The organism is Sphingomonas sp. GW821-FHT10F09 (genome assembly GCF_058809195.1).
In genome coordinates this window covers 1,593,747-1,606,766 of sequence record NZ_JBXASI010000001.1, presented here as the reverse complement: position 1 = coordinate 1,606,766, position 13,020 = coordinate 1,593,747, and the positions used below count along the sequence as shown (strand labels likewise).

Here is a 13,020-nt window from a genome sequence, read left to right as displayed (position 1 = left end):
CACCATGCACGACCACGCAGCACTTGCAACATGGGGGACCGCGATGGCGATGGTCGAGCGCCCGGGCGTGGCGGAGCAGGGACGGGCGTTTCGGCTGACGGCGGTGCTGCGCCGGCTGTACCTCGCCGCCAGCGAGCTGCATCCCGGCATCCTCGCGGGGCTGCTCGTCGCGCACATGGCGATCAGCTATGCGGCGTTGCGGCTGGCGGGCGAGGGGGAGCTGCGACCCGCCATCGCCTTCCTCTACTGGTATGCGACGACCGCCTCGACGGTCGGCTACGGCGACCTGTCGCCCAAGGGAGATGCCGGCCGGCTGGTGGCGGCATGCTGGATCATGCCGGGCGCGATCGCGCTGTTCACGACCGCGATCGCGCGTGCCTTTGCGGGCCTGTCGCAGCGCTGGCGTCGGCGGCGCATGGGCCTGGGGGATTATAAGGGCATGCAGGGCCATGTCGTCCTGATCGGGCACGAACCCGCCCGCACGGCGCGGATGGTCGCCGAACTGGCGGCGGACGGCCGGCGCGACGTGGTATTGGTCGCGACCGACGATCTGCCCGGCGACGATCCCGCCTTCCGCTACATCCGTGCCGCCAGCCTGACCGCACCCGCCGATCTCGCGCGGGCCGGCGTCGCCGCGGCGTCGCGCATCGTCGTCTTCGCGCCCAGCGATGCCGAGACGCTGGCGGCGACGCTGGCGGTCACCGCGCTCAACGATGGCGCGCATATCGTCTGCTTCCTGCGCGACGGCGATACCGCGCGGCTGCTGCTCGCCCATTGCCCCGCGGTCGAGGTGGTGCTGACGCCGACGGTGGAGCTGGTGGTCAAGGCGCTGAGCGATCCGGGGTCGAGCCGCCTGCTCGCGCAGCTCGCCAGCCACACCGACGCCGGGGCGACGCTCTATGCGCTGCGATCGGCCGCGAGCGGGGCTTTCGACGACGTTGCCGAGGGGCTAAGGACGCGGGGCGCGATCCTCGTCGCCAGTTGCCCGGCCGACGAGAACACGCCACGGTTCGATCTCGACCGCCGGATCGCCGCTGGCGATCGTTTGTTCTACGTCGCTAGGGAGCGGCTCTCGTCATGATCTGGAAGTCCTTGTTCGGCATCGAAAATCGCCCCGCCACGGCGCGGCTGGCGGAGGTGCGCAACATCACGATCGGCCGCACCGTGCGGCTCGACCCGCTTGCCTGGCGGATGCTGGAGGACGGCGGGTTCCAGCTCGATCGCGACACGCTGGAGATCACCGCGCAGGGGGTGGTGCGGCTGGACGACGGCAGCCACGTCCATCGCTTCTATACCGACGACGAACTGATGCTGCAGGCGGTGAGCCAGCAGGCGGACGGGTCGGATGCGGACGATTTCACGCTGTTCCGGTCGTGGACGAGCACCTATCCCGCCGATCGCGCCGGCAAGGAGACGTTCCTGCAGCGGATGTCCCGGCCGCACTGGGAGGAGGCCGGACTGCCGCCGTTCCGCCGCTTCTGGTACGAGGGCGACGATCAGGACCAGCCGCCGGTGCAGCTGTGGGAGGCGGTCTATTACGAACGCGACGCCGATCCGGTCAGCCATATCCGCCAGACCTGCATGCTCTATGCGCGCGACCTGAGGCCGGCGGGCACCGAGCTGCTGCTGGCGCTGGCGATGGAGCCCGAAGGCGGCGACTATACGCATGAGATCATGATCGGCCTGCCGCTCGGCCCGGCCGAATTCTCTGCCTGAGGGGAAAGCATGGACTATTTTACGCACGTCTTCCTGTACGGCGCCGGCCATTTCGTCCTGGCGTTCGGCGTCGCCTGCCTGTTGCTGGCGGTGTTCAAGCGCCTGTACCAGATGTCGACGCCCTATGACGAAGCGGGACTGATCGCGCAGGGCAACGTCGCCGCGGCGGTCGCACTGGGCGGGGCGATCGTCGGCTTCGCGCTGCCGCTCGCATCGGCGCTGACGCAGACCGCCGATCCGGTCGAGTTCGTCGCTTGGGCGATCCTCGCCGGCATCGTCCAGGTGCTCGCCTCGCTGGTCGTGCGCCGGTTCGTGGTGCGCGACATGACCGCCCGGATCGAGGCCGGCAACGTCGCGAGCGGCACCTATCTAGCGGCGACCTCGATCGGCGTCGGGCTGCTCAACGCCGCCAGCATGACCTATTGAGGGGCGGAACGATGGACACCTTGCCACGCCGTCGCATGCGGTCCGCGGCCGCCGGGCTGAGCGCGGTCGGCGCCGCCGCGATGCTCTCCGGCTGCGACCCCAGCCCCGAAGAGCTGTCGCGCAAGCAGTTCGGCCCGCCCACCGAGGTCGCGGCGTTCAACTCGGTCGCCGAATGCGTCGCCACCCGCGACTATACGCAGCAGCAATGCGAGGCGGGGCAACGCGCCGCCGCCAACGAGGACAATCGCACGGCGCCGCGCTTCGCCGACAAGAGCGTCTGCGAGGACCAGTTCGGCAGCGGGTCGTGCCAGCCGCGCACGGATGGCGGCCAGAGCTTTTTCTCGCCGCTGCTGACCGGCTTCCTGATCGGCCAGCTCGCCAATGGCGGCGGCTATCGCTACGGCGGCCTGTATCGCGATCGCCGCGACGACCGGTCGTACACCGGGTCTGGCGCATGGCTGTACAATGGCGGCTATGGCGGGCGTAACTATCGCTATCAGGTCGGTTCGAGCGCGATCACCGCGCCGGTGACGACGTCGCGCATCCAGACGCGCAGCTCGGTGGTGTCGCGCGGCGGGTTCGGTGGGCGCTCCAGTACGCGGGGCGGTTGGGGCGGCTGACGGTCCCGCCCATGGGAGTTGGGCGTGAGGCGATGAGCCGCCCGCCACTGCCGCCTTTCGACGTTGCCGGTGCCACGGACAGGGTCCGCCGCGCGGAGGAAGCCCGGACGGCCGCGATCCGGAGGCAGTTTCGCTTGTCTATACGCCCGACAGCCGATGACGGAACCGCGCCGAGTTCCTGATCGGCTAGCCGGCGTTCCTCCGGCGCAAATCGGCGCGCGACCACGGCTATCGCCTCATCGAGGAATTACGGGCCTTTGCCGGCGACCGGATCGCCGTCCGTTTCGCCTTATGAATGGCATGACGATGCTGGGCAGTGGTCCCGCTCCTACGACAACGCGAATTGGGAGCTCTGCGCGGGAGGGCTGATGCGATGCCGGATCGCCAGCATCGACGACCTGCCCATCGCCCCGGCCGACCGGCTGTTCCACTGGCCTTCCGGCCCGGGGCCGCTCGATCATCTCGGATTGGGCGATCTCGTGCTTTAGCCAGAACGCTGCGCGTGGATGGGTGCACGGATGCGCATACCCAAGGTCGTGGCTGGCACGACGTCGTCTGCCGGTCGCAGCGGTTTCGTCATCGGCGTGGCGGTTGAGCTTCGTCTAGCGGCGCTCGGCGTGCGATCGTCCGCTCGAGCGAACTGTCGCGATCTTGCACGAACGCCGGACCGTTGCGGCCGTTCGTCCGTTCAGCCCCCCTGATCCGCCACCGCTTGATGGACATCACCGACCATGATCGACCATTCCTCGTCCCCCGTATTGCAGCCGGTGCAGATCGGCGATCTGTCGCTGCGCAATCGCATCGTCATGGCGCCGCTCACGCGCAGTCGCTCCGACGATCAGGGCATTCCGCCCGCCTTCGCCGCCGATTATTACGCGCAGCGTGCCGATGCCGGGCTGATTATCAGCGAGGCGACCAACGTCTCGTCACAGGCGGTCGGCTATGCGCTGACGCCGGGCATCTGGAACGATGCGCAGGTCGAGGCTTGGCGTCCGATCGTGCAGGCCGTGCACGATCGCGGCGGCCTCATCTTCCTCCAGTTGTGGCATACCGGCCGCATCTCGCATCCCGATCTGCAAGGGGGCGATCTGCCCGTCGCGCCGTCGGCGATCAGGCCGGTGGGTCGGGCGTTCACCAAGGAGGGGATGAAGGACCATGTGACCCCACGCGCGCTCGAAACGGACGAGATCCCCGCGATCGTCGAGGATTATCGCCGTGCCGCCGCCAATGCCAAGGCGGCGGGCTTCGACGGTGTCGAGGTGCATTCGGCCAACAATTACCTGCTCGAACAATTCGTCCGCGACAGCACCAACCAGCGGACGGACCGCTACGGCGGATCGATCGAGAACCGCCTTCGCTTCCCGCTCGAGGTGGTCGATGCGGTGGTCGGGATATGGGGCGCCGGGCGTGTCGGCATCCGGCTGTCGCCGGCCACGACGATGCCGGGCGAGACGCCGCTCGACAGCACGGTCATGGAGACCTTCGGCACCTATGTCGATGCGCTGTCGCAGCGCGGACTGCTCTATATCCATGACATCGAAGGGGTGACGCAGCAGACGCGTGAGGCAGACGGCGTCAACTTTCCGGCGCTGCGCCGGCGGTTCGACGGCGCCTATATCGCCAACAACCAATATACGCTCGACCTCGCCGAGACGGTGCTGGCGAAGGGTGACGCCGATCTGTTCAGCCTGGGGCGGCCGTTCCTCGCCAACCCGGACCTTGTCGAGCGCCTGCGCACCGGCGCGCCGCTCGCCGAGGCACCCAAGGACTATTGGTATGGCGGCGGATCGGTCGGCTATTCCGACTGGCCGACGATGCACGGTACGCGCGGCTGACGTCCCATGACATCCGAACCCGCTTTCGCTGACGGGACCATGGAGGCCCGGCACATGCCCTGGATCGATCGTCGACGCGGATAGTGGTGGCTGGCCGGCGGCATCGTCGCCGCGACCGCGCTCGGCACGCGGGCGCTGGCACAGACCGCGGCGTCGGTCCCGGTCGGCGGAACGCTGGCGCTGGTGGAGAAGGGGGCCGGACGTGTCGCCTTCTACGCCCTGCCCGATGGTGCCCGGCTCGGCACGGTGGCGCTGGGCACACAGCCGCACGAGATCGTCGCCGATCGCACCGAACGCTATGCCTTCGTCGGCCATTACGGGGTCGAAAGCTGGAAGGCACCGGGTTCGGGCGGCAGCGTGTTGTGGGTCATCGATCTCGTGCAACGGACGCTCGTCAGGACGATCGACCTGGCGCCGTTCGGGCGGCTGCACGCCGTGCGGGTCGACGATCGCGGCCGGCTGTACGTCCTGTCGGAAAAGGACAGCATGCTGATCCGCTTCGACGATCCGACCCGGGACACGGCGCCGTCGCGATTGATCCCGGTCGGTGGCGCGCGCAGCCATTATCTGGTGGTCCGCAGGGTCGGCGCGCGTGCCTATGTCGCCGATACGCTGAGCGGCGCGGTCATCATGGTCGATTCCGAGGATATGGGCGTGGCGCCGGTGCGCAAGTGGATCGGCACCGCGCCCGAGGGCATGACGCTCAGCCGCGACCAGCGCACGCTCTACGTCATCGACCGACCGAGCGGGACGATCCACGCGCTCGACGCCGCGACGCTGGTCGAGCGGGCGCAGCGGCGCATGCGCGGCGAGGCGGTGCGCGTCGTCACGCAGGCGGATGGCCGGCTGATCGTGTCGAACGTTGCGGACAAGAGCCTGTCGCGGCTCGACCCCGACACGCTCGCCGAGGAGGCGAGGCTGCCGCTCGGCACGGGTGCGCCGGGGCTGAACCTTGCCGGCGACACGCTCTACGCTTCGCTTGAGAACGACCGGGTGGCGATCGTCGACCTTCGCACGTGGAAGGTGGTCGGGCAGTCCGCGACGGGTGCGGCGCCCGACGCCGCGGTCGTCGTATAGCCGCTGCCGTCGCCTGCGTTCGTTGGACGATCGCGGGAGTAGCCTGACAAACCACAGTGTTTGTCGGTCCTCGGGCCGAAACCTGCATCGCGATCGGGAACCATCCGCCTGTGCGGCGCGGTTGCGCCAGACTTTCCGACCAGGAGTTTTACATGACCATTGCATCGGCACTCGGCCTCAGCAGCCGCAAGGTCCGCTACGCCATCGTCGGTCTCGGCGACATCGCGCAGGAGGCCCTGATGCCCGGTGTCTCGCATACCGGCAATTCGGCGATCACCGCTCTAGTGTCCGGCGATTCCGAGAAACTGAAGACGCTGGGCAAGCGCTACGGCGTCAAGCATCTCTACTCCTACGAGGAGTTCCCGGCGCTGCTCGCGTCGGGGGAGATCGATGCGATCTACCTCGCGACGCCCAACTGGCGGCATGCCGAATTCGCGGTGCCCGCGCTGGAGGCGGGTATCCACGTTCTCAGCGAAAAGCCCCTCGACATATCGTCGGCCAAGGCCCGTGAGATCATGGCTGCAGCGACCAAGGGCAAGGCGTTGCTGATGACTGCCTATCGCCTGCATTTCGAACCGGCGACGCTGGACGCGATCCGGCGGATCCGGGCGGGCGAGCTTGGCGAACTGATCGCGTTCACCGCCTGCTTCACGCAAATGGTCGATCCCGCCAACCATCGTGCGACGAGCGGGATCGAGGCGGGGCCGCTGTTCGACATGGCGCCCTATCCGATCAATGCGATCCGCTACCTGTTCGGCGCTGAGCCGCTGGAGGTCGTATCGGCGGTGGCCACGCGGCATCCTGAATCGGGCTTCGGCGATCTCGACGATACGTTCGCGGTGACGCTGCGCATGCCGGGCAGCCGCCTCGCCCAGTTCACCGTCAGCTATTATGCCAATCAGGTCGATATCCTGACCATCGCCGGGACCAAGGGGTCCATCCAGATGGATCCCGCTTTCGGCTTCGGTCAGGGCCTGGCGCACCGCCGCCGCATCGGCGAGACGGACAGCCAGGAGACGTTCAAGGCGACCGACCAGTTCGGCGGCGAGTTGAAGTACTTCTCCGATTGCATCCTCGAGGATCGGAGTCCCGAGCCGGACGGGGAGGAGGGGCTGGCCGACCTGCTGGTGATCGAGGCGATCGTCGAGGCGCTCGCAACGAGGCAGCCGGTCAAGGTTGCGCACATCGGTCGGACGCGGCGGATCGATCCTGATGCCCAGCAGCAGATGTTGCGGCAGGTGTCGGCGCCCGATCCGGTGAACGCCGCGTCGCCGACGGGCGCGTGATCTCCCATCCTGCCGGCGAAAGGGCCAGTCATGTTCGATAAGGAATTGCCGCTCGCGCATCATGCCGCGATCGTTACGGGCGCGAGTTCGGGGATCGGCCTCGCCGTCGCCGAGGCGCTGGCGACGGCGGGCGCGGCGGTCGTGGTCAACTACCGGTCCGACGGCGACAGCGCCGACGATCTGGTCGGGCGTATCGTCGCGCGCGGCGGGCGAGCAATCGCGGTGCAGGCGGATGTGTCGGACGAGGCGCACGTCGTGCGCCTGTTCGATTCCGCGGCCGGAGCGTTCGGGCGGATCGACGTGCTGGTGGCCAATTCGGGCGTGCAGAAGGACGCCGCGATCGCGGACATGTCGCTGGCCGACTGGAACACGGTGATCGACGTCAACCTCACCGGCCAGTTCCTGTGCGCGCGGGAGGCGGTGCGCCGCTTCCGCACGCAGCCGCACGACGGGCGACCGGCGCGTAGCGCGGGGACGATCATCGCGATGAGTTCGGTCCACGAGGTCATCCCCTGGGCGGGGCATATCAACTATGCCGCCGCCAAGGGCGGCATCCGCATGCTGACCCGGTCGCTGGCGCAGGAGGTCGCGGCCGACGGCATCCGCGTCAACGCGATAGCGCCGGGCGCCATCCGCACGCCGATCAACAAGGAGGCGTGGGACAGCGACGCGGCGCTAGAGAAGCTGCTGCGGCTGATCCCCTATGGCCGGATCGGGGAGCCTGAGGATGTCGCGCGGGCGGCGGTGTGGCTCGCGTCGGACGAGGCGGATTATGTCACCGGCACGACGCTGGTAGTCGATGGCGGCATGTCGCTCTATCCGGAATTCCGCGACAATGGCTGACCGACACGGCGTTGCCGCGACAAAGCCTGACGATCGCGGCGATGCGGTCCCGCCGCTGCGTTCCATCGGCGATCACGGCATCATCGGCGATCTGGAAACCGCCGCGCTCGTCGCGCGGGACGGGACGATCGATTATCTGTGCTGGCCGTCGCTCGACAGCCCGACGGTGTTCGCCGATTTGCTCGACGGAAAGGGCGGGGCGTTCGCGATCCGGCCCGAGCTTGCCGATCTGCGGGTGATGCAGCTCTACGTCCCGGATACCAACGTGCTGATGACGCGGTGGATGGCGGAGGAGGGGAGCGCCGAGCTGGTCGACCTGATGCCGCATCCCGAGGCGCGGGTGCATCCCGCCCACGATGCGCGCTGCCTCATCCGGCGGATCACGGTGACGCGCGGGACGATCGCATTCACCGTGCGCTGTGCCCCGCGGTTCGACTATGCGCGCGAGGTGCCCGAGGCGGCGGCGACCGACGGGGGCGTGCGCTTTGCGGGGCGCGATCTGGCGTTGCGGCTGTTCGGGTCGGTGCCGCTGACCTGCGATGGCGGCGATGCGGCCGGCCGCTTCACGCTGCGGGCGGGCAAGAGCGCGTGGTTCGTGCTCGGCGAGGATACGCTCGTCGCGCCTGACGACGATCTGGTCGCGGCTGAGGTCGCGTCCACCACCGGGGCGTGGCGGCATTGGGCATCGCGATCGAGCTACAAGGGGCGATGGCGTGAGGAGATGCTGCGGTCGGCGCTGGCGCTGAAGCTGTTGACCTCGGCGCGGCATGGCTCGATCGCCGCGGCGGCGACCTTTTCGCTGCCAGAGGCGACGGGGGCGGGGCGCAATTGGGACTATCGCGCGACTTGGATCCGCGATGCCTCGTTCACCGTCTATGCGTTCATGCGGCTGGGCTTCATCGAGGAGGCCGAGCATTTCCGGCAATGGGCGGGACAGCGCGTCATGGCGGCGAGTCCCGACGATCCGATCCGCATCATGTATGCGCTCGACGGCAGCGAGGCGGCGGAGGAGCAGGAACTGCCGCATCTGGCGGGATATGCCGGCAGCCGGCCGGTGCGGATCGGCAATGCGGCGCATGCGCAGAGCCAGCTCGACATCTTCGGCGAGCTGCTCGACAGCATCTATCTGTCGAATAAATATGGTGCGGCGATCAGCCACGACGGCTGGCGGCATATTTGCGGCATCGTCGATTATGTAATCGCGCACTGGCAGGAGCCCGATGCGGGGATCTGGGAGATGCGCGGCGAGCGGCGACATTTCCTCCATTCGCGGGTGATGTGCTGGGTGGCGCTCGACCGGGCGATCCGGCTGGCGAAGAAGCGCTCGCTGCCGGCGCCGCTGGTCGCCTGGGCGGAAAGCCGCGATGCGATCGTCGCGGACGTGTGGGCGAATTTCCGCCATCCCGAGCACGGCCACTTTGTGCAGTCGCGCGGCGGCACGGAACTGGACGCGGCGCTGCTGATGATGCCGCTGGTGCGGTTCGTGTCGTCGACCGATCCGGTGTGGCTGACGACGCTCGACGCGATCGGCGAGCGCCTGCGCGACGACGGGTTGATCTATCGCTACTGCAACGCCGACGGGCTGGAGGGCGGCGAAGGCGCGTTTACCACCTGCACCTTCTGGTACGCCGAATGTCTCGCGCGTGCGGGCCGGACCGACGAGGCGCAGATGATCCTCGCCAAGGGGATGGCCTATGCCAATCCGCTCGGACTGTTTTCGGAGGAGCTGGACCGGTGCGGTCGGCCGCTCGGCAACTTTCCGCAGGCGCTGACGCATCTCGCCTTTATCAGTGCGGCCTATTTCACCGACCGGCGACTCGATCCCGGGTATCGCCCGAACTGGCAGCCGTGATCGTCGCGGGGTGAAGGTCGGGCCGATCGTCAGGGGGCGGCATGGGCCTCCGGATTGTCGGCAGATGGGTCTGTTGGGGTCGGGATGAGGCCCGAGTAACGCCTCGCTCGATCCTGGACACAAAACGTCACGGTCGCATGACGGAACGGCAACCGCGGTGGACCCTTTAACCCGGCGACTGCGCCTGACACTCCGGCGCTTATGCGCACGGACGTGACATTATGGCGTTTCCAATCACCATCATTGGCATGGGAGCATGCGGCGTGGCCGCTTTTGCCGAAGCGACCATCCGACTGGCCGCAGCGCGCATACCGGGCGCGGAGCTGCACCTCGTTTCGCGCGAGGACGATCTGGGACCGGGGCTGGCATTTGGTACGGACCAGCCGGGGCATCTGCTGAACACCGAGTCCCGTCTGATGGGGCTATATGCGAACGAGCCACGACATTTCCGCGAATGGTTGAGCCATCGCCGCCCGTTGAAGTCCGATGAGGTCGAATATGCGAGCCGCGCGGAATATGGCGAGTATATCCGTCAGGTCCTTGCCGATGCGCATGAGCGTGCCAGCCGTGCCGGCATTCCGGTGCATGTCTACAAGGCCGAAGCGGTCGCGATCGAAGGGGATCGTACCGCCGCGGTAATCCACCTCAGCGATGGCACGACGATCGACAGCCACCATACGGTGTTGGCCATCGGCACCCCCAAGCCGATCCGGTTCGAGGAGCTCGACGGGCAGCCCGGCTATTTCGATTTTCCATGGCCCGCACGGCTGTTGCGGGACGGCATCCATGCCGGTCAGGACGTAATCGTTCTGGGCAGCAGCCTCAGCGCGATCGATACCTTCGCGACGTTGATGGATCAGGATCACCGCGGCCTGATCCACTTCGTGTCGAAGGACGGCATGTTGCCGCGCGTCGAGATACCGGCACCCGAGGACACCTATCCTCGCCGGTATTTCACACTGTCGGAAATGCGGCGCCTGATCCGGGAGCGGGGGCTCCGCTTCTCGATCGTCGATGTCTTTCGTCTGTTCCGACGGGAGGCAGACGAGGTTGCCGCGGCGCAGGGGGAGCGCATCGACTGGCAGGCGGAGGATCGGACCGATCGGTCGGCGCTGGATCTGCTTCCCGTCGACATCGCCCGGGCGGAGAGCGGCAGGGAGATCTTTCAGCGCATCCTGACATCGGCCCGGTTCGAGGCATCGGAGATGTGGGATCTGCTCGGTCCGCGCGACCGTGATCGCTTCACGCGGTGGCTTGCGCCGCATTTCGCGACCGCGCGTTTCACCATGCCGATGACGAATGCCCGGCGGCTTGCCGCCGCGGCGACGCGAGGGCAATTACGGGTGCATAGCGGCGTGACCGAGACGGTCCGACACCCGCAGGGGCAGGGGTTCGTCTCCCGCCTCGGCGATGGCACGACGGTATGCGCGCCGGTCGTCGTCAATGCGACGGGCACCGCGATGAAGCTGGACGAGATTCCCGACGCGTTGATCGTCCAGCTGGTCGAACGGGGATGGCTCCATCCGCATCCCTCGGGCGGGATCAAGGCGCATCGCCATAGCGGCGCGGTCATCACGCACGATCGGGACGCGCCTCGCCTGTATGCGGTGGGGCAATTGGTCAACGGCGTGCAACGCGATACCAACGCGGTCTGGTTCAACGTGGCATGCGCCAAACGGGTGGTGCAGAACATGCTCATCGAGATGGCGAGCGCGCGCGCATGAACGGCGGGGTGGGCGCCGTGCTGACGCAGGTTCTGCCGTTGTTCGGCGTCATTCTGCTCGCATGGGGCGGGGGCAAATGGATCCCGGGCGCGCCGAAGCTCATTTCCGGCGTGCTGGTTTATGCGCTGATCCCGTTGCTGGTCATCGACAAGGTGTTGCGTGCCGAGCCGGCCGAACTGATGGTCATCCCGCCGATGATGTTCGCGGTCGCCGCGCTGATGGCATTGCCCGCGCGCTGGCTGTCGCAGCGGATCGGCGACGCGTTCGACCCGCAGCTGTTGTCCGCCAGCTTCTCGTTCTTCAACGTCGCTTTCTTCGGCATGCCGATAGCCGGTGCCTTGTTCGGAGAAGCGGCGGTATCGACGATCATCTGCGCGTTCGTCGGCACGGCGCTTTATGGGGATACGATCGGTTATTATCTGGTCGCGCGAACCAAGGAGGGGAAGGCAAAAGCGGCATCCAAGGCTTTGCGCATCCCGTTGTTCTACGCCTTCGTTCTTGCCGTCGTGCTCAAGCTTTCCGGGGTTCAGGCACCGGAACCGATCCGGGGTCCCGCCGACATGGTGTCGACGCTGGTCTCGGTCCTCGGCATGGCAGTGATCGGGTTCAACCTGGCCAAGGTAAAGAGCGGGGATACCGGCGCGCCGGTGCTGGTCCGCATCCTCGCGGTGCGGCAGGTCAGCGCGATCGTGCTGGTCGCGGCTGCGTTGGCCATCGAAGCGACGTTCGTCGGCATATTGGGCCAACGCGAACAGATCCTCGTCGGATTGATCGCGCTGTTCCCGATCGCCGCCAATGTCTCCCTGTTCGCATCGCTCCTCGGCACGCGTGAAAAGGAAGCCGCGACGCTGGTCGCAGTGTCGAGCGTGCTGGCGCTGGTGCTGGTCACCGTTGCCATCGGGATATTGGGTGCGGTCGGACCGAGCCTTCAATAAGCAGGGCACGCTGGGAGCGACGAATCGTCGCGGGATATGCGGGTTGGTCGAACGCTAGAGTACGGTCCGGCGCATCCATATCGCCAGGCAGCCCGTGCATGCCGCAGAGAGCGTGGCAGATATCAGAACGGCCTGGCCCAAGGTTTTGATCATCAACGCCGGTCCCGATTGTTCGACGGTGCGAACGCGTGACCTATGCGGTAGGGTGCAGCGCGAGGACGATAAGCGCATGACGACCCAATCCAAGGCCACGGCAAAGATTCTCCCTGATGCGGCGCGTCGCGCAGCCGCGTTCAGGCGCATGCGGGAAGCCCAGCGAACCGAGGTCGCGGAGGATTACGTCGAACTGATCGGTGACCTGATCGCGATGATCGGGGAGGCGCGACTAACCGATCTCGCGGAGCATCTCGGCGTCAGTCAGGGGACCGCGGCCAAGGTGGTGCAGCGGCTGCAGCGGGAGGGGCTGGTCGAAAGCCTGCCCTACAGATCGATCTTCCTGACGGCGCATGGCGCACAAGTCGCGGCCATGTCCCGGGATCGTCACCGGATCGTGCACGACTTTCTTCTCGCCCTGGGGGTCAGCGAGACTGCAGCGGAAGCGGATGCGGAGGGCATCGAGCATCACGTCAGTCAGGAGACGCTCGACGCGTTCACGCGATACACCAGACTTCTGTCGAGCGGTGATTAGAAGGTTGCCAGTGTTCCA

At 67.2% G+C, this 13,020-nt stretch carries 13 protein-coding genes; all 13 read left to right on the top strand.

Going from position 1 to position 13,020, the window contains the following annotated elements:
- Positions 1 to 4: 4 nt before the first annotated feature.
- Complete coding sequence (locus AC1RTO_RS07625) at positions 5 to 1,081, top strand: ion channel (RefSeq protein ID WP_493160219.1); 1,077 nt, start codon at positions 5 to 7, stop codon at positions 1,079 to 1,081.
- The gene (locus AC1RTO_RS07620; RefSeq protein WP_493160218.1) at positions 1,078 to 1,716 is read left to right on the top strand and encodes a DUF2491 family protein; all 639 of its coding nucleotides are present in this window, start codon (positions 1,078 to 1,080) and stop codon (positions 1,714 to 1,716) included. The genes AC1RTO_RS07625 and AC1RTO_RS07620 overlap by 4 nt, the downstream gene beginning before the upstream one ends.
- 9 nt (positions 1,717 to 1,725) lie before the next feature.
- Positions 1,726 to 2,142 carry a DUF350 domain-containing protein gene (locus tag AC1RTO_RS07615; protein WP_293875815.1) on the top strand — a complete coding sequence of 139 codons (417 nt, stop codon included), beginning with the start codon at positions 1,726 to 1,728 and terminating at the stop codon, positions 2,140 to 2,142.
- 35 nt (positions 2,143 to 2,177) lie between these two features.
- A complete protein-coding gene (locus AC1RTO_RS07610) occupies positions 2,178 to 2,762 on the top strand; it encodes a DUF1190 domain-containing protein (protein WP_493160217.1) in 585 nt (194 codons plus the stop codon).
- Between the two features lie 257 nt (positions 2,763 to 3,019).
- Positions 3,020 to 3,250, top strand: a complete 231-nt coding sequence (locus AC1RTO_RS07605) for a DUF1348 family protein (RefSeq protein ID WP_493160216.1) — start codon at positions 3,020 to 3,022, stop codon at positions 3,248 to 3,250.
- A gap of 243 nt (positions 3,251 to 3,493) precedes the next feature.
- Entirely contained in the window at positions 3,494 to 4,597 is a 1,104-nt protein-coding gene (locus AC1RTO_RS07600; protein ID WP_493160215.1) for an alkene reductase, read from the top strand.
- Positions 4,598 to 4,780: 183 nt separating this feature from the next.
- Positions 4,781 to 5,674, top strand: a complete 894-nt coding sequence (locus AC1RTO_RS07595; RefSeq protein ID WP_493160214.1) for a YncE family protein — start codon at positions 4,781 to 4,783, stop codon at positions 5,672 to 5,674.
- Positions 5,675 to 5,826: 152 nt separating this feature from the next.
- Positions 5,827 to 6,960 carry a Gfo/Idh/MocA family protein gene (locus AC1RTO_RS07590; RefSeq protein ID WP_493160213.1) on the top strand — a complete coding sequence of 378 codons (1,134 nt, stop codon included), beginning with the start codon at positions 5,827 to 5,829 and terminating at the stop codon, positions 6,958 to 6,960.
- A 30-nt stretch (positions 6,961 to 6,990) separates the two neighbouring features.
- Positions 6,991 to 7,803, top strand: a complete 813-nt coding sequence (locus tag AC1RTO_RS07585) for a glucose 1-dehydrogenase (RefSeq protein WP_493160212.1) — start codon at positions 6,991 to 6,993, stop codon at positions 7,801 to 7,803.
- Entirely contained in the window at positions 7,796 to 9,655 is a 1,860-nt protein-coding gene (locus AC1RTO_RS07580) for a glycoside hydrolase family 15 protein (protein ID WP_493160211.1), read from the top strand. Before AC1RTO_RS07585 ends, AC1RTO_RS07580 begins: the two co-directional genes overlap by 8 nt.
- Positions 9,656 to 9,876: 221 nt before the next feature.
- Positions 9,877 to 11,379 (top strand): FAD/NAD(P)-binding protein, encoded by a 1,503-nt coding sequence (locus AC1RTO_RS07575; protein WP_493160210.1) that lies wholly within the window; start codon positions 9,877 to 9,879, stop codon positions 11,377 to 11,379.
- Positions 11,322 to 12,314 (top strand): AEC family transporter, encoded by a 993-nt coding sequence (locus tag AC1RTO_RS07570; RefSeq protein ID WP_493160209.1) that lies wholly within the window; start codon positions 11,322 to 11,324, stop codon positions 12,312 to 12,314. The genes AC1RTO_RS07575 and AC1RTO_RS07570 overlap by 58 nt, the downstream gene beginning before the upstream one ends.
- A 229-nt stretch (positions 12,315 to 12,543) precedes the next feature.
- Positions 12,544 to 13,002, top strand: coding sequence for a manganese-binding transcriptional regulator MntR (mntR, locus tag AC1RTO_RS07565; RefSeq protein ID WP_493160208.1), 459 nt, complete (start codon positions 12,544 to 12,546; stop codon positions 13,000 to 13,002).
- Positions 13,003 to 13,020 lie beyond the last annotated feature (18 nt).

Excerpts from the sequence above, each read along its gene's own strand:
- AC1RTO_RS07625 (WP_493160219.1), top strand. The coding sequence starts at position 5 with ATGCACGACCACGCAGCACTTGCAACATGGGGGACCGCGATGGCGATG.
- AC1RTO_RS07620 (WP_493160218.1), top strand. The coding sequence starts at position 1,078 with ATGATCTGGAAGTCCTTGTTCGGCATCGAAAATCGCCCCGCCACGGCG.
- AC1RTO_RS07615 (WP_293875815.1), top strand. The coding sequence starts at position 1,726 with ATGGACTATTTTACGCACGTCTTCCTGTACGGCGCCGGCCATTTCGTC.
- AC1RTO_RS07610 (WP_493160217.1), top strand. The coding sequence starts at position 2,178 with ATGCGGTCCGCGGCCGCCGGGCTGAGCGCGGTCGGCGCCGCCGCGATG.
- AC1RTO_RS07600 (WP_493160215.1), top strand. The coding sequence starts at position 3,494 with ATGATCGACCATTCCTCGTCCCCCGTATTGCAGCCGGTGCAGATCGGC.
- AC1RTO_RS07590 (WP_493160213.1), top strand. The coding sequence starts at position 5,827 with ATGACCATTGCATCGGCACTCGGCCTCAGCAGCCGCAAGGTCCGCTAC.
- AC1RTO_RS07585 (WP_493160212.1), top strand. The coding sequence starts at position 6,991 with ATGTTCGATAAGGAATTGCCGCTCGCGCATCATGCCGCGATCGTTACG.
- AC1RTO_RS07580 (WP_493160211.1), top strand. The coding sequence starts at position 7,796 with ATGGCTGACCGACACGGCGTTGCCGCGACAAAGCCTGACGATCGCGGC.
- AC1RTO_RS07575 (WP_493160210.1), top strand. The coding sequence starts at position 9,877 with ATGGCGTTTCCAATCACCATCATTGGCATGGGAGCATGCGGCGTGGCC.
- AC1RTO_RS07570 (WP_493160209.1), top strand. The coding sequence starts at position 11,322 with ATGCGCCAAACGGGTGGTGCAGAACATGCTCATCGAGATGGCGAGCGC.
- mntR (WP_493160208.1), top strand. The coding sequence starts at position 12,544 with ATGACGACCCAATCCAAGGCCACGGCAAAGATTCTCCCTGATGCGGCG.